Here is a 22,847-nt window from a genome sequence, read left to right as displayed (position 1 = left end):
TTGCGCCAGCGCAAGGGCGTTCGAGGAACAGCGAACCAGTGGTTCGCGAACTGTCCCTCTCACCCCGAAGGGAGAGGGGCTTTGTAAAGCTGGAGCCATCCCATGACCACCCGACGCGAATTCCTGCAACAGATGGCCCTGGCCGGCGGCGCATTGGCGCTGCCGGGCATCGCAAGCGCGACCAGCAAACAACCAGTCATCGCCGCCGCCAACGGTGCGCGCGTCGTCTCCACATGGGATTTCGGCGTGCCCGCCAACCAGGCCGCATGGAATGTGCTGCGCGCCGGCGGCACCGCGCTGGACGCGGTGGAGCAGGGCGCGCGCTGGGCCGAAACCGGCCTGTGCAACAGCACCGTCGGCCATTGCGGCTACCCCGACCGCGACGGCGTGCTGACCCTGGACGCCAGCATCATGGACGGCGACGGTCGCTGCGGCGCGGTCGCCGCGCTGGAAGACATCGACCACCCGGTCAGCGTCGCGCGGCGGGTGATGGAGCAGACCCCGCACGTGCTGCTGGTCGGGCAGGGCGCGCAGCAGTTCGCGGTCGAGCAGGGCTTCGAGAAACAATCGCTGCTGACCCCGGAAGCGGTGCAGGCGTGGGAAGAGTGGAAGAAGACCTCGCGCTACCAGCCGCAGATCAACGCCGAGCGCCGCCTGATCCCCGGCAACAGCCAGAACCACGACACCCTCGGCATGCTCGCCATCGACCAGCGCGGCAACCTCGCCGGCGCCTGCACCACCAGCGGCATGGCGTGGAAGCTGCGCGGCCGCGTCGGCGACAGCCCGATCGTCGGCGCCGGCCTGTACGTGGACAACGAGGTCGGCGCGGCCACCGCCTCGGGCGTGGGCGAGGAGATGATCCGCAACGCCGCCAGCTTCCTCGTCGTCGAACTGATGCGGCAGGGCCGCTCGCCGATGGACGCCTGCCGCGAGGCCATCGACCGCGTGGTGCGCAAGCGCCCGGAGGCGAGCAAGTCGCTGCAGGTGTGTTTCCTGGCGATCAACCGCCACGGCGAGGTCGGCGCGTTCGCGCTGCATCCGGGCTTCGTCTACGCGGTCTGCGACGCGCAGCGGCAGGACGCGCTGCTGGACTCGGGCGCGGTGTATCCGGGCGAAGGCGCGTGAGCATGGCCGCGCGCTTCACGCTGGAGATCGCCGCCGGTTCGCTGGCCTCGGCGCTGGCCGCGCAGGCAGGCGGTGCCGATCGCGTGGAGCTGTGCGAAGGACTGGAATACGGCGGCACCACGCCGTCGTACGGCACCCTGGCCTCGGCGCGCGAGCGCGTGCGCCTGCCGCTGTTCGTGCTGGTGCGGCCGCGTCCGGGCGATTTTCTTTACGACGATGCCGAAACCGAGGTCATGCTGCGCGACATCGAGCAGTGCGTGCGGCTGGGTTGCGACGGCGTGGTGATCGGCGCGCTCGATGCCGAGGGCGAGGTGGACATGCCGCGCTGCCGTGCGCTGGTAGCAGCCGCCGGCCCGCTGGCGGTCACCTTCCACCGCGCGTTCGACGCGGCGCGCGAGCCGTTGCGGGCGCTGGGAAACATCATCGAACTGGGCTGCCGGCGCGTGCTCAGTTCCGGCGCGCAGGCCGGCGCGCCGCAGGGCGCGGCGCTGCTGGCCGCCTGCGTGCAGCAGGCCGGCGAGCGGTTGGCGGTGATGCCCGGCGCGGGCATCGACGCCGACAACATCGCCGCGCTGGCGCGGGCCACCGGCGCGCGCGAGTTCCATGCCTCGGCCAAGGCCGTGCGGGCCTCGTCGATGCGCTTCCGCAACCCGGCGCTGGCCGGGCTCGCGCCGGACTGGCAGCAGACCGATCCGGCGCGCGTGCGCGCGCTGCGCGACGCGCTGGACCGGCTCGCATGACCGCGCCTGCCGCCAGTGCCGGATCGCAACGTGCGCCGTGCCGTGTCGCGGCACGCAGGGCCGTGCATCGTGCCCGGTCCGTCGGCATCGGCCTTCATCCCGTATCGTCTGCAGCCCGCGCGCAAGTTGTCGGCGCGGAGGCCCCGGCGCGATGCGTGCCGGCCTTCCTTCCCATCCAGCAGGGCGCCGGTGCGCCGGCTGCCAGGAGCTGCCTGTCGTGACCCGAAAGTCCCCCTCTTCCCCACGCAAGCCCGCCACCAATGCCTCCGCGGGCGATGCCGCAACCGCCGCCAAGGCACCGCGCAAGGAGCACGGCGCGCGCCGCAACGTCACCTTGTCGGACATCGCCGGCGCCATCGGCGTGTCGCGGGCGACGGTGTCGCTGGTGCTGCGCGGCAGCCCGCTGGTGCACGCCGACACCCGCGCGCTGGTCGAGGCCGAACTCAAGCGCCAGGACTATGTCTATAACCGCGCCGCGGCCAACCTGCGGCGGCGCACCTCGTCCAGCGTGGCGCTGGTGATCAACGACCTGTCCAACCCGTTCTTCGCCGAATTCGCCGCCGGCGTGGACGAGGCGCTGGGCGAGCGCGGCTACGTCACCCTGCTCGGCAGCACCGGCGAATCGCCGCAGCGGCAGCAGGCGGTGCTGTCCTCGCTGATGGAGCATTCGCCGGCCGGGGTGATCCTGTCGCCGGCCGAAGGCAGCGACGCGGCCATGCTGCGCCCGGTGCTCGGCCTGCGCGGCCACGTGCTGCTGTTCAACCGCGAACTGGACGGCGCCGACGACTGGGATTTCCTGGCGCTGGACAACGAGCGCGGCGCGCGCATGGCGACCGAGCACCTGATCGGGCTGGGCCACCGCCGCATCGCCTTCTTCGGCGGCCATGCCGATTCCAGCTCGTGCCGCCAGCGTCGCGCCGGCTTCCAGGCCGTGATGGCACGCGCCGGGCTGGAGGTGGTGCCGGAGTGGCTGATCGAATCGGCGCCGACCCGGCTGGAAGCGGCCTCGCGCACCGCCGAGCTGTTCGGCGAGGGCGCCAGCCCCACCGCGGCGGTCTGCTACAACGACACGGTGGCGCTGGGGCTGATGCTGGGCCTGGCCTCGCGCGGCATCCAGCCGGGCAAGGGCTTCGCCGTCACCGGCTTCGACGACATTCCCGAGGCGTCGGTCAGCATGCCCACCCTGACCACGCTGTCGGTGGCGCCGCGCGAGCGCGGCCGCCAGGCCGCCACGCTGCTGCTGCAGCGCGTGGACAAGCCCGACGCACCCGCGGTGCGCACCATCGCGCCGGTATCGCTGTGCATCCGCGAAAGCAGCGGCAGCCCGCGCACGTGAGCCCGTTTCCTTCCCACGCATCCCGCTTCCACGCATTCCGAGGTCCGTAGCGCATGCCCGCCACTCCCACTCCCGTTCCGCCCCTGTCCGCCGCGGCCGCGCCGCCGATCACGCCGCGCGCCGCGCTGGCGGTAGTCACCAGCATCTTCTTCATGTGGGGCTTCCTGACCTGCCTCAACGACATCCTGATCCCGCACCTGAAGGCGGTGTTCGAGCTGAACTACGCGCGCGCGATGCTGGTGCAGTTCACTTTCTTCGGCACCTACTTCCTGATGTCGCTGCCGGCCGGGCGGCTGGTGGCGCGGCTGGGCTACAAGCAGGGCATCGTCGCCGGGCTGGTGATCGCCGGCATCGGCGCGCTCGGCTTCTGGCCGGCGGCGGCGCTGCGCGAATACCCGGCCTTCCTCGCCGCATTGTTCGTGCTGGCCACCGGCATCACCGTGCTGCAGGTGGCGGCCAACCCCTACGTGGCGCTGCTGGGGCCGGAGCGCACCAGCTCCAGCCGGCTGACGCTGGCGCAGGCGCTCAATTCGCTGGGCACGGCGATCGCGCCGATCTTCGGCGGCCTGCTGATCCTCGGCAACACGGTCAAGGGCGCCGACGACATCGCCGCGCTGCCGCTGGCCGAGCAGGCGGCCTACCGCGCGGCCGAGGCGCAGTCGGTGCAGGGGCCGTACCTCGGGCTGGCGGTCGCGCTGTTCCTGCTGGCGCTGTTCGTGTTCCTGTTCCGCCTGCCGACCCTGAGCGAAAGCAGCGAACGGGCCGACCACGCGCGGCATACCTACGCCGACGCGCTGCGCCACCGCCACCTGCTGCTCGGCGTGCTCGGCATCTTCTTCTACGTCGGCGCGGAAGTGTCGATCGGCAGCTTCCTGGTCAACTACCTGTCGATGCCCGACATCGGCGGCTTCAGCGAGCAGGAGGCCACCGGCTACGTGTCGGCGTACTGGACGATGGCGATGATCGGCCGCTTCGCCGGCTCGGCGCTGCTGGCCCGCTTCTCGCCGAGCCGGCTGCTGGCGATCTTCGCGCTGGTCAACGTCGGCCTGCTGGCGCTGACCATGACCAGCACGGGCGGCACCGCCCTGTATTCGGTGGTGGCGATCGGCCTGTTCAACTCGATCATGTTCCCGACCATCTTCGCGCTCGGCATCGAGCGGCTGGGGCCGCTGACCAACAAGGGGTCGAGCCTGCTCATCATGGCCATCGTCGGCGGCGCGGTGGTGCCGTACCTGCAGGGCCAGCTGGCCGACCGCATCGGCGTGCAGGCCAGTTTCATCCTGCCGTTGCTGTGCTACGGCTACATCATCTTCTACGGCATGGTCGGCGCGCGCGCCGCCAGCGGCAGCAGCCAGGGGGGCTGAGTCCAGATGGGCAAGATCGTTTGTTTCGGCGAAATTTTGATCGATCTACTGGCGCAGCCGCCGGCCACGCCGGAAACGCCGCGCGCCTTCCTGCAGTACGCCGGCGGCGCCCCGGCCAACGTCGCGGTGGCGGTGGCGCGGCTGGGCGCGCGCAGCCATTTCGCCGGCATGCTGGGGCGCGACATGTTCGGCGACTTCCTCGCCGACAGCCTGGCCGAGGCCGGGGTGCTCACCGACTGCATCGTCCGCACCGACGCGGCCAAGACCGCGCTGGCGTTCGTCGCGCTGGACGCCGCCGGCGAGCGCAGCTTCAGCTTCTACCGGCCGCCGGCGGCGGACCTGCTGTTCCGCGCCGAGCACTTCCAGCCGGCCTGCTTCGACGGCACCGGCTGCTTCCACGTCTGCTCCAACAGCCTGACCGAACCGGAGATCGCCGCGGCCACCTTCGCCGGCATGGACCGCGCCCGCGCCGCCGGCGCGGTGGTCAGCCTCGACCTCAACCTGCGCCCGGCGCTGTGGCCGGCCGGCACCGACCCGACGCCGCGGCTGTGGCAGGCACTGGAACGCGCCGACCTGGTCAAGCTCTCGCACGAGGAACTGGACTACCTGGCACGGCCGCTGGGCAGCGACGGCCAGGCGCAGGTGCTGCGCCGGCTGCTGGCCGCGCAGGCGCGCTGGGTGGTGGTCACCGACGGCGCCGCGCCGCTGCGCTGGCATACCCGCGACGCCAACGGCGAGGTGCCGAGCTTCCGCGTGCCGGTGGCCGATACCACCGCGGCCGGCGACGCCTTCGTCGGCGGCGTGCTGTACGGGCTGGCCGAGCGCGGCGGCACCGGCGCCGCCTTCGCCGCCTTCTGCCACGACCCGGTGGCGATCAACGACACCCTGCGCTTCGCCGCGGCGGTGGGCGCGCTGGCGGTCACCCGCAAGGGCGCCTTCGCCGCGATGCCCACGCTGGACGAAGTGCAACGACTGCTGAGCCAACAGGAGGCCACCGCATGAACGCTCCCGATTTCCGTTCGCCCGCCTTCCTGCGCGCGCACGTGGCCGACACGATGGCCTTCTACCACCCGCGCTGCATCGACCCGGCCGGCGGCTTCTTCCACTACTTCAAGGACGACGGCACGGTGTACGACGCCGGCCATCGCCACCTGGTCAGCAGCACCCGCTTCGTCTTCAACTACGCGATGGCCTGGCGCGCGTTCGGCGATGCCGAGTACCTGGATGCGGTGAAGCACGGCCTGCGCTACCTGCGCGAGGTGCACCGCAACCCGGCCACCGGCGGCTACGCGTGGACGCTGCGCGATGGGCAGGTCGAGGACGACATGAACCACTGCTACGGCGTGGCCTTCGTGCTGCTGGCCTATTCCTGCGGCCTGAAGGCCGGCATCGAGGCATCGCGCGGCTGGATGGACGAGACGTGGCAACTGCTGGAGCGCCATTTCTGGGAACCGCAGCACGGCCTGTACCGCGACGAGGCCGACGCGCACTGGAACTTCACCGGCTACCGCGGCCAGAACGCCAACATGCACATGTGCGAGGCGATGCTGGCCGCGTTCGAGGCCAGTGGCGAGCGCCGCTACCTCGACCGCGCGTTGCAACTGGCCGACACCATGACCCGCCGGCAGGCGGCCAAGGCCGGCGGACTGGTGTGGGAGCACTACGACAGCGACTGGAACATCGACTGGGACTACAACCTCGACAACCCGAAGCACCTGTTCCGCCCGTGGGGTTTCCAGCCCGGCCACCAGACCGAATGGGCCAAGCTGCTGATGATCCTCGACCGCCACGTCGCGGCCGACTGGCTGCTGCCGACCGCGCGCCAGCTGTTCGACACGGCGGTCGCGCGTTCGTGGGACGAGGCGCGCGGCGGCCTGTACTACGGCTTCGCGCCGGAAGCGCGCCGCCAGCCGGGCATGCACGGCGCGGCCATCGGCGGCGACAGCTTCGTCTGCGACGACGACAAGTATTTCTGGGTGCAGGCCGAGTCGCTGGCCGCTGCCGCGCTGCTCGCCCACCGCACCGGCGACGACGCGTACTGGCAGTGGTACCAGAAGCTGTGGGCGTATTCGTGGAAGCATCTCGTCGATCACCAGTACGGCGCATGGTTCCGCATCCTCGACGCCGACAACCGCAAGTACGACGACGAGAAGAGCCCGGCCGGCAAGACCGACTACCACACGATGGGCGCCTGTCACGAAGTGTTGAACGTGGTGGGCTGAGGTTGCGGTACGAAGCTTGATTGGCGCGCGATGCTTGACTGTTCCCTTCTCCCATCGGGAGAAGGTGCCCGAAGGGCGGATGAGGGGCGAACGAAGCGGAAGCGTCTGAACGATCAGGACTCCATCGCCCCTCACCCCAACCCCTCTCCCGCAGGGAGAGGGGCTTCAAGCGGAAAGCGCTTCTCGTCTGTACGGCAATGACGGAAGCAGGAGGAGAAATGCAGCACGAAAAATTTCGATCCGGGATCGGGAGAAATCGCATTCTCCGGTTTTTCTGTGGCGCATTGCTGTGCATGCTGTGCAGCATCGCGCTGGCCGCGCCGCTGCCGGCGCAATGGAGCTTCCGCCTGCTGCCGGGCGATGCGCAGTCGCAGGCGCATCCCGGGCTGGACGCGTGGCGGCCGGCGCAGGTGCCCGGCAGCGTGCACACCGACCTGCTGGCGGCCGGCGTGATCGGCGACCCCTACGTCGGCGCGGCCGAAGCCGGGCTGCAATGGATCGGCCTGGCTGACTGGGAATACCGCGCGCGCTTCGACGTCGATGCGGCGACGCTGGCCCGCCGCCATGCCGAGCTGCGCTTCGACGGGCTGGACACCTTCGCCGAGGTCAGCCTCAACGGCCAGCCGCTGCTGCGGGCCGACAACGCGCACCGCAGCTGGCGTGCGCGCGTCGATGGCCGCCTGCGCGCGCAGGGCAACGAGCTGCGCATCGTGTTCCGCTCGCCGATCCGCACCCTGTTGCCGCAGGTGCAGGCGATGCCGCACAGGATCGCCGGCAACTATCCCTCGCCCTATGGCGACGAGCCCGCCGACGCTATGGTCGGCAACTTCGCGCGCAAGCCGGCCTACCACTTCGGCTGGGACTGGGGGCCGCGCTACGTCACCGCCGGCGTGTGGCGCGACGTGCATCTGGACAGCTGGGATGCGCGCCGCATCACCGATCTGGCGGTGCGCACCGACGTGCTCGACGACCAGCGCGCCGCACTGACCGCGCAGCTGCAGGTGGAGCAGGGCGAAGCCGCCGGCAGCGCCCGCGTGACCGTGGAAGCGTTCGACCCGGACGGCAGGCGCGTTGCCGCCGTCGAACGCGAGGTGGCGTTGCGGCCCGGCGACAACCGCGTGCAGCTGCCGCTGGAAATCGCGCAGCCGCGCCGCTGGTGGCCGGTGGGCTATGGCGTGCAGGACCGCTACACGGTGCGCGCCAGCGTGCAGGGTGCGGATGCCGTCACCCGGCGCACCGGCCTGCGCACGGTGCGGTTGCAGCGCGACGCCGACGCCGAGGGCGGGCAGGGCTTCGCCTTCGTCATCAACGGCGTGCCGGTGTTCGCCAAGGGCGCCAACGTGATCCCGTTCGATGCGTTCCCGGCGCGGGTCACCCGCGAGCGCCTGCGCCGCGACCTGCAGGCCGCGCGCGACGCCAACATGAACATGCTGCGCAACTGGGGCGGCGGCTACTACGAGAGCGACGATTTCTTCGACATCGCCGACGAACTGGGGCTGCTGGTCTGGCAGGACTTCATGTTCGGCGGCGGCATGCAGCCCGGTTACGACCCGGCGTTCCGCGCCAGCGTGGTGGCCGAGGCGCGCGACAACGTCCGCCGCCTGCGCCACCACCCCAGCATCGTGCTGTGGTGCGGCAACAACGAGGAAGAAACCGCGTGGAAGGACTGGGGCCACGGCAAGCAGCTGACCGAGGCCGACCCCGCGTTCGCCGCGCAGGTTTGGCAGGGCTACGTCGACCTGTTCGGCAACGACCTGCGGCAGGTGGTGGCCGAAGAAGGGCTGGGCGTGCCGTACTGGTCCAGCTCGCCGGGCAATGACCTCGACGCGAAGGCCAACGACTCCCGGCGCGGCGACAAGCACTACTGGGACGTGTGGGGCGGCCCGGCGCTGCCGGCGACCGCCTACCTGCGCGAGACGCCGCGCTTCATGTCCGAATATGGCCTGCAGGCATGGCCGCGGCTTTCCACCGTGGATGCGTTCGCCGCGCGCGACGAGCAGGCCATCGACGGCCCGGTGATCCGCGCCCACCAGAAGTTCATGGCCGGCAAGGGCAACGAACGCCTGCTGCACTACATCGAGCGCGAATACGGCACGCCGCGCTCCTTCCCCGATTTCGTCTATCTGAGCCAGGTGATGCAGGCCGAGGGCATCGAGCTGGCCGCGCTGCACCACCGTGCCTCGCGTCCGTACACCATGGGCTCGCTGTATTGGCAGCTCAACGACGTATGGCCGGGCGCGTCGTGGTCGAGTCTCGACTATTACGGCAATTGGAAGGCGCTGCACTTCCATGCGCGCCGCTTCTTCGCCGGGGTGGCGGTGGCGGCACTGCGCGACGATGACGGCGTTACCCGCTTCAGCCTGCTCAACGATGGCCGCGACGCGATCACCGCGCAGTGGCACGTGCGGGTGATGGACGTCGATGGCCGCGAGTCCGCGCGCCAGCAGGAAACCGTCACCCTGTCGCCGATGGGCGTGACCGACGTGGCGCGCTTCGTCGATGCCGACCTGCTCAAGGGCCACGACCCGGCGCGCAGCGTGGCCGTGTTCGAGCTGCTGCACGACGGCGCGGTGCTGGCGCGGCGGCTGGTGCATTTCGTGCCGGCGAAGGAACAGGCGCTGGCCGCCGGCCAGCTGCAGGCCGAACTGCACGCCGATGGTGACCGTTATCGCCTGCGCTTGCAGGCACGCGGCCTCGTGCGCGCGGCGTGGATCGACTTCGGCGACGTCGCCGCCGAGCCGGAAGACAACGCCTTCGACCTGCTGCCCGGCGAAACCCGCGAACTGGTCGTGCGCAGCCGCGCCGACCTGCCCACCCTGCGCGCCGCGCTGCAACTACGGACGCTGGGCGACACCCTGCACGCTCCTTCCGTTCCATCCCGATGAACCACTCCACCCCGAGGACCCGATGATGACCCGAGCCCTGCGTACCGCCCCCCTGGTTGCCGCCCTGGTGCTGGCACTGTCCGCCTGCAACGACCCGCAGGCCCCCGCCCTGAGCGCCGTGCCCGCGGCGACCGATGCCGCTGCCGCCACGGCGGCAGCCACCGAAGTGCCGGCCGTCGACGACGCCGAGGCCGCGCGCATGGCCGAGCAGGTGCGCGAGGCCACCCGCCATGCGTGGCAGGGCTACATGCAATACGCCAAGGGCCACGACGACCTGAAGCCGATCAGCGCGCAGCCGCGCGACTGGTACCCGGTGCCGCTGCTGATGTCGCCGGTCGATGCGCTGGACACGCTGCTGCTGCTCGGCCTGGACAAGGAGGCCGCCGAGGCGCGCGAGCTGATCGTCACCCGGCTCTCGTTCGACCAGGACATCGACGTGCAGAACTTCGAGGTCACCATCCGCCTGCTCGGCGGCCTGCTGTCCGGCTACCAGATGACCGGCGACGAGCGCCTGCTCAAGCTCGCCGACGACCTCGGCACGCGCCTGTCGCCGGTGTTCGACAGCCCCACCGGCCTGCCGTACACCCACGTCAACCTGCGCACCGGCAAGACCAGCGGCACCATCAGCAACCCGGCCGAGACCGGCACCCTGCTGCTGGAGTTCGGCACCCTGGCCAAGCTCACCGGCAAGCAGGCGTACTACGACAAGGCCAAGCGCGCGCTGGTGGAAACGTACAACCGTCGCTCGAAGATCGGCCTGGTCGGCCTGAACATCAACGTCGAGACCGGGCAGTGGACCGACAAGGACGCCTCGATCGCCGGCGGCATCGACTCTTACTACGAGTACCTGCTCAAGTGCTGGAAGCTGTTCGGCGACGAGGACTGCAAGCGCATGTGGGAGGACAGCATCGGCCCGCTCAACCAGTACCTGGCCGACGAGGTGCGCGAGGGCGAGCTGTGGTACGGCCACGCCGACATGGACAGCGGCGCGCGCACCTCCACCACCTACGGCGCGCTGGATGCGTTCATGCCGGGCCTGCTTGCGCTGGGCGGCGACCTCGACCGCGCCAAGCGCCTGCAGGAATCCAACCTGAAGATGTGGCGCCTGAACGGCATCGAGCCGGAATCGCTGGACTACGCGGCGATGCAGGTGCGCTCGCCCGGCTATGCGCTGCGCCCGGAGATCGTCGAGTCCGCCTATTACCTGCACCACTACACCGGCGACGCGCGCTACCGCGGCATGGGCAAGGAGTTCTTCGACGATTTCGTGAAGTACACCCGCACCGAACACGGTTTCGCCGCGCTCAAGGACGTGCGCAGCAAGGAGAAGGACGACTCGATGGAGAGCTTCCTGTTCGCCGAGACGTTCAAGTACTACTACCTGCTGTTCGCCCCGGCCACCGCGCTGGACTTCGACGCCATCGTCTTCAACACCGAGGCCCACCCGCTGCGCCGCACCTGGTAAAGCGGCACCCGGCATGGCGGGCAGGCATCCGGGCCTGTCCGCCATGTTTGCGATGGCGTCCACCGCGGCCGGCGGCGCAGGTTCGGCGTCGCCTGAGAGCATGGGAGAGGAAAGGTACACTCTGCCCATCGCAATCCGGGGAGCAGGGGCGTTGGCGTTGTCTTCCATCCTGATAGTCGACGACGATGCGGCCACGCAGGTACGCCTTGCCGGGCTGGTGCGCGAGGCGCTGGACGAGGCACCGGCCAGCGTGCGCACGGCGGCGGACTTGGGGCAGGCGCGCGCGTTGCTGGCAGCCGAACGCTTCGACCTGGCGCTGGTGGACATGCAGCTCCCCGACGGCAACGGCATCGAGCTGATCGGCTGGATCCAATCGCATGCGCCGCAGGTGCAGTCGGTGATCGTGTCCGCCTACGCCGAGGAACAACTGACCTTCACCGCGCTGCGGGCCGGGGCCATCGGCTACCTGATGAAGGACCGCGACGACGTGGAACTGGTCGTGGCCCTGCGCAGCCTGCAGCGCGGCGGCGCCCCGATCGACCCGATGATCGCCCGCCGCATCCTCGCCCTGCTTCCGGAGGAAACGGCGCCGGTGCCGGCGACGCCGGCGGTCAACCTCTCCGAGCGCGAGCGCGGCATCCTCGGCATGGTGGCGCAGGGCTATGGCAACCGCGAGATCGCCGAGCTGCTCGGGCTCTCGCGGCTCACCGTGGAAGCGCACACGCGCAACATCTACCGCAAGCTGGCCGTGGGTTCGCGCACGGCGGCGGTGTTCGAGGCGCGCGTACTCGGGTTGCTGCCGTGAGGCACTGGCACTGGGTGCTCCTGCTGCTCTGCATGGCGGCGGGTGCGGCCCGGGCGGAGCCGGTCGTGCGCATCGTCCACGCCGAGGCCGCGCGCGCCGGCTGGGATTCGACGCGGCCGCCCGAACAGGGCTGGATGCCGGTGACGCTGGCCGACCAGTGGCAGACCCGCTGGGCCGGGCACGACGGCGTGGTCTGGTACCGGCTGCGCTGGCGGCAGGACGATGCGCGGCAGCCTACCGGCCTGCTGCTCGACTACACCTGCATGGCGGCCGCGGTATACCTCAACGGCAGCCTGATCGACCGCGACCCCTCGCTGGTCGAGCCGCTGTCGCGCAGCTGGCACATGCCGCGCTATTTCCTGCTGCAGGCGCCGTTGCTCGAACCGGGCGAGAACGAGCTGCTGGTGCGCGTGTCGGGCCTGGCCGCCTACCAGCCGTCGTTCGGCGTGGTGGACGTGGGCGACCCGCAGGTGCTGCAGGCGCGGTATCGCCAAGGGGTGCTGGTCCGCCACGACCTGCAACTGCTCGACAGCGCCATTGGCTTCGTGCTGGCGGCGGTGATCGGCCTGTTCTGGCTGCTGCGCCGGCAGGAGACGATGTACGGCTGGTACGCGCTGAGCGCGGTGTTCGGGCGCCTGTACGACACCAATTTCGTCGCCGCCAGCCCGTGGCCGTTCGCCAGCACCGATGGCTGGCAGGCCTTCATCGGCGGTTGCTACGTGATGTCGGCCGCGGCGCACACGGTGTTCCTGCTGCGCTTCAGCCAACGGCGCTGGCCGCGCTTCGAGCGCCTGCTGCTGGGCATCGCGGTGGCGCTGATGGCCGCGGCGCTGCTGTGGCCGCAGTGGATGGGGCCGTACCGCAACGTCTACCTGGTGCCGGTCATCGCGTTCCTGTACCTGGTGTCGTTCGTCTTCATGGGCTACGCCGTGCGCAGCGACCGCCGCGACTGCCAGGTGCTGGCCTTGTGCATCGTCCTGCCCGTGGCGGTTTCGCTGCATGACCTCGGCGTGTACATGGGCTGGTACGGCGGCGTCAGCTACCTCGGCTCGTTCACCTCGCCGCTGATGCTGCTGGGCATGGGCTTCGTGCTGGCCTACCGCTTCGCCAACACCATGAAGCGGGTGGAAGGCTTCAATGCCGAGCTGAGCCGCGAGGTGCGGCAGGCCACCGGCCAGCTGGCCGAGACCTTGCGGCAACAACACGCGCTGGAGCTGGCGCACGGCCGGGCCGGCGAACGCCTGCAACTGGTGCGCGACTTGCACGACGGTTTCGGCGGCACCCTGGTCGGCGCGATCGCGCGGGTCGAGCAGGCGCCGGACGACATGCCGCGGCGGGAGATCGTCAGGCTGCTGAAGGAGATGCGCGATGACCTGCGCCTGGTGATCGACAGCACGGCGCGCGAGCATGCGGACCTGGCCGAGTTGATCGTGCCGCTGCGGCACCGCTCCAGCCAGTTGCTCGATGCCGCCGGCATCGACGCCCATTGGCACCTGGAGGGCGTCGGCGGCGTCGAGCTGGGCGCCGCCCGCAGCCTGGATCTGCTGCGCCTGCTGCAGGAAGCCCTGACCAACGTGTTCAAGCACAGCCGCGCGCGGCGCGTGGACATCCACGTGCGCCGGCAAGGGGACCGCCTGCAACTGCGGGTGGACGACGACGGCGTGGGCCTGCCTGCCGCGGGCGCCGCACCGATGCAGGGCGGTGGTGCCGGTTTCGCCAGCATGCGCCTGCGTGCGCAGCGGCTGGGGGGCGAACTGAGCGTGTCCGCGCGCAGCGACCCGCAAGGTACCCGGGTGGCGCTGGAGTTGCCGCTGGCCGCCTGAGTGGGGCCCGCTACCTGATTTCGTGGATGTAGCGCCGGTGGCACGCGGGCTAGTGTGCCCCGGCAGGCATGGCCGGGGCCGGCGACTGCGCGCGCCCCGCGCCGGGCATGCCCGGCTGATCGCCGGTGCCGACCACGGGATGTACGGGGGAAGCTATGGGGACTCGTCCAGCATGGCGGGAACAGGACGGCGCGGCTGCCGGAAGCGGAAGCATCCGGCTCCTGAGCGCATGCGCCGCCATGCCGCCGCAACTGATCTACAGGAAGGGCTGGGCGTTGCTGGGCTACCTGGCCGCCGAGCCGGAACGCCGCCATTCGCGGCTGGCGCTGGCCATGCTGCTGTGGCCGCAGCTGGGTGAATCGCAGGCGATGACCAACCTGCGCCAGGTGCTGTGCAACCTGAACCGCTATTGCCGCGGGGAACTGGGGCCGCGCGTGCTGTGCGTGGAACGCGACGGCGTGGCGCTGCGGCGCGCGGGAAGGGCAGTCTTCGACATCGACCGGCTGGCCGGGGAACCGGCGGAAGTGCTGGCGATACTGGAAGGGCAGCACATTTTCCTTGCCGGCATGGACGACGTGGCCGGCGTGGATTTCCGCGCATGGCTGGAAAGCACGCGCCTTGCGCTGGAAGCCGAGCTGGTGGGCGTCGCCGAGCGGCATTGCGACCGGATGCTGGTGGCCGGGAGCTGGGACGCCGCGCTGCACATGGCGCGCCTGCTGCTGCAGCGCGACGCATGGAACGAAGCGCACGCCCGGCGCATGATGCGCGCCTATGCCGGGCACGGCATGCGCGCGGCGGCGATCAATGCCTACGCGCGCATGCAGCAGGCGCTGCGCCGCGACCTCGGGGTCGACCCGCAGGACGAAACCCGCAGGCTGCTGGCGTGGATATGCGACGGCATCGACCTTGCCCCGGTGGACGCGGGCTTGCCGCACGCGCCGGGCCGGCAGGACCTGCGCCGGGCGCTGGCGGTGTGACCACGATGGCGGACGGCTGCGCTCAGTAGAGGTCCATCGGGTCCACGTCCAGCGACCAACGCACGCGCCGCGCCTGCGGCAGTGCATATGCCTGCGGCATCAGCGCGTCGAGCAGGGCATGCAGCGCGCGGCGTTGCGGGGCCGACAGCAGCAGCTGCGTGCGCTGGAAGCCGGCGCGGCGCGGCATCGGCGCCGGCATCGGCCCGTAGCGTTCGACCGGGTCGTCGGCGGGAATGGCCTGCTTCAGCGCGGCCAGGAATGCGTTGGCCTGTTCGACCTGCCTGACCTCGGCGCGCAGCAGCGCCAGATGCGCGAAGGGCGGGAAACCGGCCGCTTCGCGCTGCGCCAGCTCGGCCTCGGCGAAGGCGTGGTAGCCGCCGTTCACCAGCGTGTGCAGCAGCGCGTTGTCGGGATGATGGGTCTGCAGCCAGACCTCGCCGGGGCGCTCGGCGCGCCCGGCGCGCCCGGCGACCTGGATCAGTTGCTGGGCGAGCTTCTCGCTGGCACGGAAATCGGCGGAGAACAGCCCTTCGTCGATGCCCACCACCACCACCAGCGTCAGCTTCGGCAGGTCGTGGCCCTTGGCCAGTATCTGCGTGCCGACGAGGATGCCGGCTTGCTCGCCGAGCGTGGCCAGCGTCCGTTCCAGCGCGTCGCGGCGCGCGGTGGTGCCACGGTCGATGCGCAGCACCGGGAAGTCGGGGAACAGTTGCAGCAGCCGTTCTTCCAGCCGCTCGGTGCCGATGCCCTGCGGTTGCAGCGCGAGGCTGCCGCAATCCGGGCAGGCCAGCGGCACCGGCGCGCGCGCGCCGCAGTGGTGGCATTGCAGGCGGCGGCCGGCACCGTGCACGGTCATCGGCGTGGCATGCAGCGGCGTGCTGCAGCGCCTGCACGGCGCGGTCCAGCCGCAGTCGTGGCACAGCAGCACCGGCGCGTAGCCGCGGCGGTTCTTGAACACCAGCACCTGGTTGCCGGCCTGCAGGTGCCGGCCGATGCCTTCCAGCACCTCGGGCGACAGGCCGTCCTGCAACGGCCGCTTGCGCACGTCGAACACCCGCACCGCCGGCGGCCGGGCGTCGCCGGCGCGCTGCTGCAGGCGCAGGTGGGCGTAGCGGCCGGCGCGCGCGTTGTGCAGCGATTCCAGTGAGGGAGTGGCGCTGCCCAGCACCACCGGCACGTCCAGTGCCTTGCCGCGCACCAGCGCGAAGTCGCGGGCGTGGTAGCGGATGCCGTCCTGCTGCTTGTAGCTGCCGTCGTGTTCCTCGTCGACGACCAGCAGCCCGGCCTGCGGCAGCGGCGTGAACACCGCCGAGCGGGTGCCGACGACCACCCGCGCCTCGCCGCGCGCGGCCGCCGCCCAGACCCGCGCGCGCTCGTTGTCGTTCAGCCCCGAATGCAGCGCGTGCACCGGGATGCCGAGGCGGGCGCGGAAGCGCGCCAGCATCTGCGGGGTCAGGCCGATCTCGGGCACCAGCACCAGCGCCTGCCGGCCTTGCGCAAGGCAGTGGGCGATGGCCTGCAGGTAGACCTCGGTCTTGCCGCTGCCGGTGACGCCGTCGAGCAGGAACGGGTGGAAGCCGTTGGCGGCGGTGATCGCCTCGATCGCCGCCTGCTGCTGCGGGTTGGGCGCCGGCCCGGGATTCGGCCGGGCCGGCGGCGCCGTCGCCGGCACCGCCACGCGCTGCACGAAGCCGCGCTTGAGCAGGGCGCGGCTCGGCTCGCGCCAGTCGTGCATGCGCGCCTCGATCACCTCCTCGGCCAGCGCACCGTCGGCCAGCAGCGTGGCCAGCCGTTGCGGACGGCTGCCGTTGCGCAGCCCGGGCATGCCGTCGCGGCCGGCGTCGGTCAGTTCCCACGCCCAGCCGTGGGTGTCGGGCAGCGGCTCGCCGCGGCGCAGCGGGGTCGGTAGCGCGGTGGCGACCACCTCGCCCAGCGGTGCGTGGATGTAGCGCGCCAGCCAGCGCAGCGAGGCCAGCAGCTCGCCGCCCAGCAGGGGGGCGGGGTCCAGCCATTCCAGCGCGGCCTTCAGCCCGGCCGGGTCGTCGCTGCCGCCGATGCCCTCGACCATGCCGACCAGCTCACGGCTGCCGAAGGGCACCCGCAGCCTGCGTCCCACGTCGGCCTGCGACGGTGCGGGGCCGCCGGCCGGGGGCAGGTAGTCGAAAGCCTGCGGCAGCGGAACCGGCAGGGCAATGCGCAGGGTGGGGCAGGAAGACATGGGGAGAGTGTAGGTGCCGGCCTTGGGCGGCACACCTGCGGCCCCCTCCACTTGCCCGCGTTTGTTGTCGCGGCGAGCATAAATGGCGCGTAAACACCGGCCGCTACAGGGGATTTCGGTTTATCCACACAGATTGTGGATAAGTCTGTGCATCAGCCCTGTGCTCCACGCCCGCAGGGCGGTGACAGCGGCCTCTGCGTCGATTTGGACAAAAAATCGCCACACGATCAAGTCTTTTTAAATCAATGGCTTGGCCGTGAAACAAAGATGAAACAAGGCGTTGGGCAGAAAATTTGCGGAAATCGGCGCTGGCCTATTGACGCTGTGCACAAGTTGCGGCAGCCAGGCCCGGACGCGGCCTTGGGGCATCGGCAGCCGCCGGGGCGCTGGGTATCATCCGGGCGATGACGGAGTACGCCTGATGGCCGCAACAGCTTCTTCTTCCCCGGCCACGGCCAATGCTTCCTCCGCCTTCCTGCGCGGGGTCGAGCGCCGCGCGCTGGTGGTCGCCGACCTGCAGGCGGGCGCCGCCGGCACGCAGGCCGTGGCGGCGGCGATGCGCGCCTTCGCCGGCCATGCCGCGGCTACCGCGATGGTCGACTGGCCGGCCCGGTTCTGGGGCCTGCTGTGCAATGCGCCGCAGCTGCGTGCGCCGGCAACCGGCACCGCCACGCCGCTGCCGCACCTGTCGACATTGCAGGCCGCGGATCGCCTGGCATTACTGCTGCGCGTCGGCGCCGGGCTGGACGAAGCCGTGGCGGCGGCCAGCCTGGGCATGGACATCGGCACCTACCGGCAGGCGCTGGCGCGCGCCTGCCCGCTGGATGCGAAGGGCCAGCCCGACGCCGCCGCATGGCGCACACTGGCCGAACAGGTGCAGGCGCAGGTGCGCGAGCTGTCGCCGGAGCGGCTGCGGCAACTGGGACAACTGCACGAGGCGGCGACCGCCAAGGCCGCGCCCGCGCCGATGGCGGCCAGGGCCCCGCGCCCGGCCGCGCGGCCACGCGCGCGCCGGGGCTGGCTGCTGCCGGGCCTGTTGGTGCTGGTGCTGGCCGCGGTGGCGGCCTGGTGGTGGCACGAACACGGTGCGATGCGGCCCGGCAGCGGCGGGCCGCCGGCCGAAGGCGTGCTGGGCGACAACGGCCCGATACAGGTCGAAAGCCTGCCGGACGATTCCGCGCCGGCCGCCGCCGTGGACAACCATGCGGCGGACGATGCCGCGATGCTGGCTGATCCCGAACTGGCGCTGGCGCAGGACGCCGACTTCCATGCCTGGTACGCCGCCGGCGCGCCGGTGCCGGTGGACGAATCGCAGGCCGCGCCCGGCCACGCCGAACCGGCCTCGGCAGCGCTGGAGACCGTCGATGCGGAAGATTGAGGGCGCATGGCTGCTGCTGGCGTTGCTGCCGGCCGCTGTGTCGCTGGCCACCCCGGTCGCACCGCGGCCGCTGGTCGAGCCGCCACCGCGCGCGCCGCAGGCCACGGACCCGCAAGCACGCTGGGCGGCGCTGGCACCGGCGCAGCAGCGCGAGGTGCGCGCGCGTTATGCGGCATGGCGCGCCCTGCCCGAATCCGAGCGGCAGCGCGTGCGCATGACCGCGGCGGAACTGGCGGCCCTGCCGGCGGCCGAACGCGACGCCCTGCGCGGGCGTTTCGCCGGGCTGGACCGCCTGCACCGCGATGGCTGGCAACTGGGGCCGCGGCTGGGCGCGCTGTACCCGAAGCTGCAGCCGCTGCTGGGCTACCTGCCGGAACCGCAGCGCGCCCCGATGCTGGCCCTGCTGCGCGAGCTCGACGCGGCGCAGCTGGCGCAGTTGGGCCTGTTGTCGCAACGCACGCCGCCGCAGGCGCGCGATGCCCTGCGCGAGGAACTGCTGGCCGTGCCCGCGGCCGGCCGCGCGGAATGGCTGCGGCGGAAGCTGGACAAGTAGATGCGGGGCTTGCCCCGCATGAAGCCTTCCCGGTGAAGCCATGTGCCGGGTAAGCCCGGCACCTACGCTCGTTCCTCTTCACTCGTTCCTGGCCTTACAATGCCGCCCTTTCGCGACCCGGCAACAGCGCCTCCGCGCCGGCCGCAGTCCGCGTCTGCCGACTCCGCATGTCCACCTCTCCCGCCACGCCGCGCTTCGGCCATGAAGTGCGGACGACCGGCCTGCTCGCCCTGCCGCTGGTGCTGGGCCACGTTTCCGCCGGCCTGATCTCCTTCGTCGACAACACCATCGCCGGCCACCACGGCACCGGCACCTTCGCCGCGGTCAGCATCGGCACCGCGCTGCTGTGGCTGCCGATGCTGGTGCCGATCGGCACCCTGATCTCGCTGACCGCCTCGGTGTCGCAGCTGCACGGCGCAGGCCGCGAGCGCGAGATCGGCCCGCTGTTCCGGCAGGCGCTGTGGCTGGGCGTGGGCCTGAGCGTGCTGATGTTCGCCTTCCTCAGCATCGTGCCGGCATTCCTGCCGGCGTTCGGCATCGCCGCGGACATCGTGCCCGGCGCCACCGCCTTCTTGCACGCCATCCGCTGGGGCGTGCCGGCGCTGACCCTGTATTTCTGCATGCGCTACCTCAGCGAGGGCATGCACTGGACGCTGCCGACCATGCTGCTCGGCTTCGGCGGGCTGCTGGTGCTGGCGCCGCTGGGCTATGCGCTGTGCAATGGCAAGTGGGGCTTCCCGGAGCTGGGCGCCGAAGGGCTGGGCATCGCCTCGGCGCTGACGATGTGGGTGCAGGCGCTGTGCTTCGGCGGCTACCTGTTCAAGACCCGGCGCTTCGCCCACCTGCAGTTGTTCGGCCATTTCGAGCCGCCGCGGGTGGCGGCGATATGGGACTTGCTGCGCACCGGCCTGCCGATCGGCATCACCGTGCTGATGGAGGGCGGCCTGTTCATCGTCACCGCGCTGCTGATCGGCCGCATCGGCGCGGTCGAGGCCAGCGCGCACCAGATCGCGATCAACGTCGCCCAGCTGTGCTTCATGATCCCGATGGGCGTGGCCGAGGCCACCACCGTGCGCGTCGGCCATGCGATGGGCCGCCACGATCCGACCGGCGTGCGCCGCGCCAGCTGGGCCGGCTACGCCATCGTGCTGGTCACGCAGATGCTGTCGATCAGCGGGCTGCTGCTCGGCCACGAGGCGGTGGTGCGGCTGTACACCGACGACCTGGCCGTGGCCATGCTGGCCTCCACGCTGCTGCTGTACGCGGCGGCCTTCCAGTTCCCCGACGGCGTGCAGGTGCTCTCGGCCGGCGCGCTGCGCGGGCTCAAGGACACCCGCGTGCCGATGTTCATCGCCATGTTCGCGTACTGGGGCGTGGGCATGCCGCTCGGCGCCGGGCTCGGCCTCGGCCTGGGCTGGGGCCCGCAGGGCATGTGGGTCGGCCTGACCGTGGGCCTGAGCGTGGCCGCGGTGCTGCTGGGCTGGCGCCTGCGGGTCAGCAGCCGGCGCCTGTTCCACCCTTCGGCCCCCTGACTTGAAGCCCATGCCGGCCGTGCCGGTCCTGTGTATCCTGCATTGCAACAAGCCCCATCCGGAGCCCTCATGAACCCCCCGCCCGTGCCCCGCCGCAACCCCGTCGCCCGCTTCTTCGTTGGGCTGTGGGACGTGATGAACTTCACCCGCCGGTTGATCCTCAACCTGCTGTTCTTCGGCCTGCTGTTCCTGATGCTGATCGTGCTGCTGGTGGCGATGGGCAAGGGCGCCTCGTCGGTCAAGGTGCTGCAGGACCGCACCGCGCTGGTGATCGCGCCGGAAGGGCGGCTGGTCGAGCAGTACAGCACCGACCCGGTCAGCCGCGCGCTGGCCAAGGCGATGGGCGAGCGCAACGCCGGGGAAATCCAGCTGCGTGACCTGATCCGCGCCATCGAGGCGGCCAGGGACGACAAGAAGATCGAGCGCGTGGTGCTGAACCTGGACCGCCTGCAACCGTCCGGCTTCGCCTCGATGCGCGAAGTCGCCGGTGCCCTGCAGGACCTGCGCGCGGCCGGCAAGCAGGTGGTGGCCTTCAGCGAGAACATGGGCCAGTCGCAATACCTGCTGGCCGCGCAGGCCGACGAGGTCTACCTCGACCCGATGGGCGGGCTGCTGCTGGAAGGCCTCGGCCGCTACCGCCAGTATTTCCGCACCGGCCTGCAGGAAAAGCTGGGCGTGGACGTGCACCTGTTCAAGGTGGGCGAATACAAGTCCGCCGCCGAGCCCTACGTGCTCGACGCCGCCTCGCCGCAGGCCAAGGAAGCCGACCTGTTCTGGATGAACGACGTATGGCAGCGCTATCTCGGTGACATCGCCAAGGCGCGCAAGCTTGACGCCGCGCAGCTGGCCGCCGGCATCGACACCCTGCCCGAGGGCGTGGCCGCCGCCGGCGGCGACCTGGCCCGCTTCGCCCTGCAGCAGAAGCTGGTGGACGGCCTGAAGACCCGCGAGGAAGTGGACGCGCTGCTCACCGAGCGCGGCGTGGCCGACGGCGACGCCGATGGCGGCTACCGCCAGATCGCGCTGGGCGACTACCTGACCCAACTCGACGCGCGCCGCTCGCCGCTGGACAAGCGCCCGCAGGTGGCGGTGGTGGTGGCCGAGGGCGAGATCGCCGGCGGCGACCTGCCGGCCGGCCGCGTCGGCGGCATCTCCACCTCGGCGCTGCTGCGCGACGCGCGCGACGACGACGACGTCAAGGCGGTGGTGCTGCGCGTGGATTCACCGGGCGGCGAAGTGTTCGCCTCCGAGCAGATCCGCCGCGAGGTCGAGGCGCTCAAGGCCGCCGGCAAGCCGGTGGTGGTGTCGATGGGCGACCTGGCCGCGTCCGGCGGCTACTGGATCAGCATGAATGCCGACCGCATCTACGCCGACGAATCGACCATCACCGGCTCGATCGGCATCTTCGGCATGATCCCCAACTTCGCCCGCAGCCTGGACAAGATCGGCGTGCACACCGATGGCGTCGGCACCACCCGCTTCGCCGGCGCGTTCGACGTCACCCGGCCGATGGACCCGGCGGTGGGCCGGGTGATCCAGTCGGTGATCGACAAGGGCTATGCCGATTTCACCGGCAAGGTGGCGCAGGCCCGCGACCGCAGCGTGGAGGCCATCGACGAGGTGGCGCGCGGCCGCGTGTGGAGCGGCGCGCAGGCGAAGGAGCGCGGGCTGGTGGACGAGTTCGGCGGGCTCAAGGCCGCGGTGGCCGATGCCGCCAGCCGCGCCAAGCTGGGCGAGGAAGGCAAATACCGCGTGCGCTACATCGAGAAGGCGACCACCCCGTTCGCGCAGTTCATGACCGGCTTCGCCGGCAGCCGCATGGGCGCGTGGATGCTGTCCGATTCGGGCATGGCGCGGATGCTGCTGGCGCGCACGATGCCGGAGATGGATGCCCAGCTGCGCTTCGTCGAGGACGCGGTGAAGGACCGCAACGGCGCGCCGGTCAAGGCCCTGGCCTATTGCTTCTGCGGCCTGTAACCGGCGCCGCGATGCGAACGACGACGCCGCCCTCGGGCGGTGTCGTCGTTCATGGATTCGGGCAGATCCGGCACGACTCCGGCTTTCAACACCCCTCTCCCTTCGGGGTGAGAGGGACAGTTCGCGAACCACTGGTTCGCTGTTCCTCGAACGCCCTTGCGCTGGCGCAAGGGCCTTTGAGGGCCAGCGAACCGGAGGTTCGCAAGCTGCACCTCCCACCCCGCAGGGAGAGGGGCTTTAATCTTGCATTTTGTCGCCCGGTAGCAAATCTCCTGATCACGCAGCAAACTTCCTACCCAGCACCCAGCCTTCGCCCACCACTTCCCCCCACACCCCCGAAATGGGGATCGCCACCGTGGCCGCTGTCCCCTTCGCGATCAAAACCGGCCATTCACTGACCGCCATCCTCCCCGGGCACGCCTTGGGCCTGGTGTTGAGCCTGGTCGG

The 22,847-nt window shown here is 71.0% G+C and carries 16 protein-coding genes; 15 read left to right on the top strand and 1 reads right to left on the bottom strand.

The features are described 5' to 3' along the window. Positions 1-102: 102 nt before the first annotated feature. The 11 genes from ABB34_RS05285 to ABB34_RS05235 all read left to right on the top strand — a co-directional run bounded on the left by ABB34_RS05285 (position 103) and on the right by ABB34_RS05235 (position 14,742). Entirely contained in the window at positions 103-1,125 is a 1,023-nt protein-coding gene (locus ABB34_RS05285) for a glycosylasparaginase (RefSeq protein WP_057640210.1), read from the top strand. 2 nt (positions 1,126-1,127) lie between these two features. Beyond that, positions 1,128-1,865 (top strand): copper homeostasis protein CutC, encoded by a 738-nt coding sequence (locus ABB34_RS05280; protein ID WP_057640209.1) that lies wholly within the window; start codon positions 1,128-1,130, stop codon positions 1,863-1,865. Between the two features lie 217 nt (positions 1,866-2,082). After that, positions 2,083-3,201, top strand: a complete 1,119-nt coding sequence (locus ABB34_RS05275) for a LacI family DNA-binding transcriptional regulator (RefSeq protein ID WP_425478965.1) — start codon at positions 2,083-2,085, stop codon at positions 3,199-3,201. 53 nt (positions 3,202-3,254) lie between these two features. After that, a complete protein-coding gene (gene fucP / locus ABB34_RS05270) occupies positions 3,255-4,565 on the top strand; it encodes an L-fucose:H+ symporter permease (RefSeq protein ID WP_057640208.1) in 1,311 nt (436 codons plus the stop codon). Between the two features lie 6 nt (positions 4,566-4,571). After that, positions 4,572-5,567, top strand: a complete 996-nt coding sequence (locus tag ABB34_RS05265; protein WP_057640207.1) for a carbohydrate kinase family protein — start codon at positions 4,572-4,574, stop codon at positions 5,565-5,567. Then, a complete protein-coding gene (locus tag ABB34_RS05260; protein ID WP_057640206.1) occupies positions 5,564-6,787 on the top strand; it encodes an AGE family epimerase/isomerase in 1,224 nt (407 codons plus the stop codon). The genes ABB34_RS05265 and ABB34_RS05260 overlap by 4 nt, the downstream gene beginning before the upstream one ends. A 293-nt stretch (positions 6,788-7,080) precedes the next feature. Then, positions 7,081-9,672 (top strand): beta-mannosidase, encoded by a 2,592-nt coding sequence (locus ABB34_RS05255; protein ID WP_152979516.1) that lies wholly within the window; start codon positions 7,081-7,083, stop codon positions 9,670-9,672. Positions 9,673-9,697: 25 nt separating this feature from the next. Further along, positions 9,698-11,137: a glycoside hydrolase family 47 protein gene (locus tag ABB34_RS05250; RefSeq protein WP_152979515.1), complete on the top strand. Its 1,440-nt coding sequence runs from the start codon at positions 9,698-9,700 to the stop codon at positions 11,135-11,137. Between the two features lie 151 nt (positions 11,138-11,288). Continuing rightward, a complete protein-coding gene (locus ABB34_RS05245) occupies positions 11,289-11,942 on the top strand; it encodes a response regulator (protein WP_211258163.1) in 654 nt (217 codons plus the stop codon). 65 nt (positions 11,943-12,007) lie between these two features. Then, the gene (locus tag ABB34_RS05240; protein WP_152979514.1) at positions 12,008-13,765 is read left to right on the top strand and encodes a sensor histidine kinase; all 1,758 of its coding nucleotides are present in this window, start codon (positions 12,008-12,010) and stop codon (positions 13,763-13,765) included. A gap of 239 nt (positions 13,766-14,004) precedes the next feature. Then, the gene (locus ABB34_RS05235; RefSeq protein ID WP_057640202.1) at positions 14,005-14,742 is read left to right on the top strand and encodes an AfsR/SARP family transcriptional regulator; all 738 of its coding nucleotides are present in this window, start codon (positions 14,005-14,007) and stop codon (positions 14,740-14,742) included. Between the two features lie 22 nt (positions 14,743-14,764). On the opposite strand, the gene ABB34_RS05230 is transcribed toward ABB34_RS05235, so the two are convergent. Next, positions 14,765-16,960, bottom strand: a complete 2,196-nt coding sequence (locus ABB34_RS05230) for a primosomal protein N' (protein WP_057640201.1) — start codon at positions 16,958-16,960, stop codon at positions 14,765-14,767. 421 nt (positions 16,961-17,381) lie between these two features. Here ABB34_RS05230 and ABB34_RS05225 point away from each other — a divergent pair, with 421 nt between their 5' ends. The 4 genes from ABB34_RS05225 (at position 17,382) to sppA (ending at position 22,400) form a co-directional block, all read left to right on the top strand. Further along, on the top strand, positions 17,382-18,338 hold the full coding sequence (locus ABB34_RS05225; protein ID WP_057640200.1) for a sigma-70 region 4 domain-containing protein: 957 nt from the start codon (positions 17,382-17,384) through the stop codon (positions 18,336-18,338). Continuing rightward, positions 18,325-18,891, top strand: coding sequence for a DUF3106 domain-containing protein (locus tag ABB34_RS05220; protein WP_057640199.1), 567 nt, complete (start codon positions 18,325-18,327; stop codon positions 18,889-18,891). The genes ABB34_RS05225 and ABB34_RS05220 overlap by 14 nt, the downstream gene beginning before the upstream one ends. 167 nt (positions 18,892-19,058) lie before the next feature. Beyond that, the gene (locus ABB34_RS05215; RefSeq protein WP_057640198.1) at positions 19,059-20,423 is read left to right on the top strand and encodes an MATE family efflux transporter; all 1,365 of its coding nucleotides are present in this window, start codon (positions 19,059-19,061) and stop codon (positions 20,421-20,423) included. Between the two features lie 69 nt (positions 20,424-20,492). Then, positions 20,493-22,400: a signal peptide peptidase SppA gene (sppA, locus tag ABB34_RS05210; RefSeq protein WP_057640197.1), complete on the top strand. Its 1,908-nt coding sequence runs from the start codon at positions 20,493-20,495 to the stop codon at positions 22,398-22,400. Positions 22,401-22,847 lie beyond the last annotated feature (447 nt).

The organism is Stenotrophomonas daejeonensis (assembly GCF_001431505.1).
Classification (GTDB): domain Bacteria; phylum Pseudomonadota; class Gammaproteobacteria; order Xanthomonadales; family Xanthomonadaceae; genus Stenotrophomonas; species Stenotrophomonas daejeonensis.
Note: the sequence above shows the minus strand (reverse complement) of the source record. Positions and strands in the feature narration are given on the sequence as shown.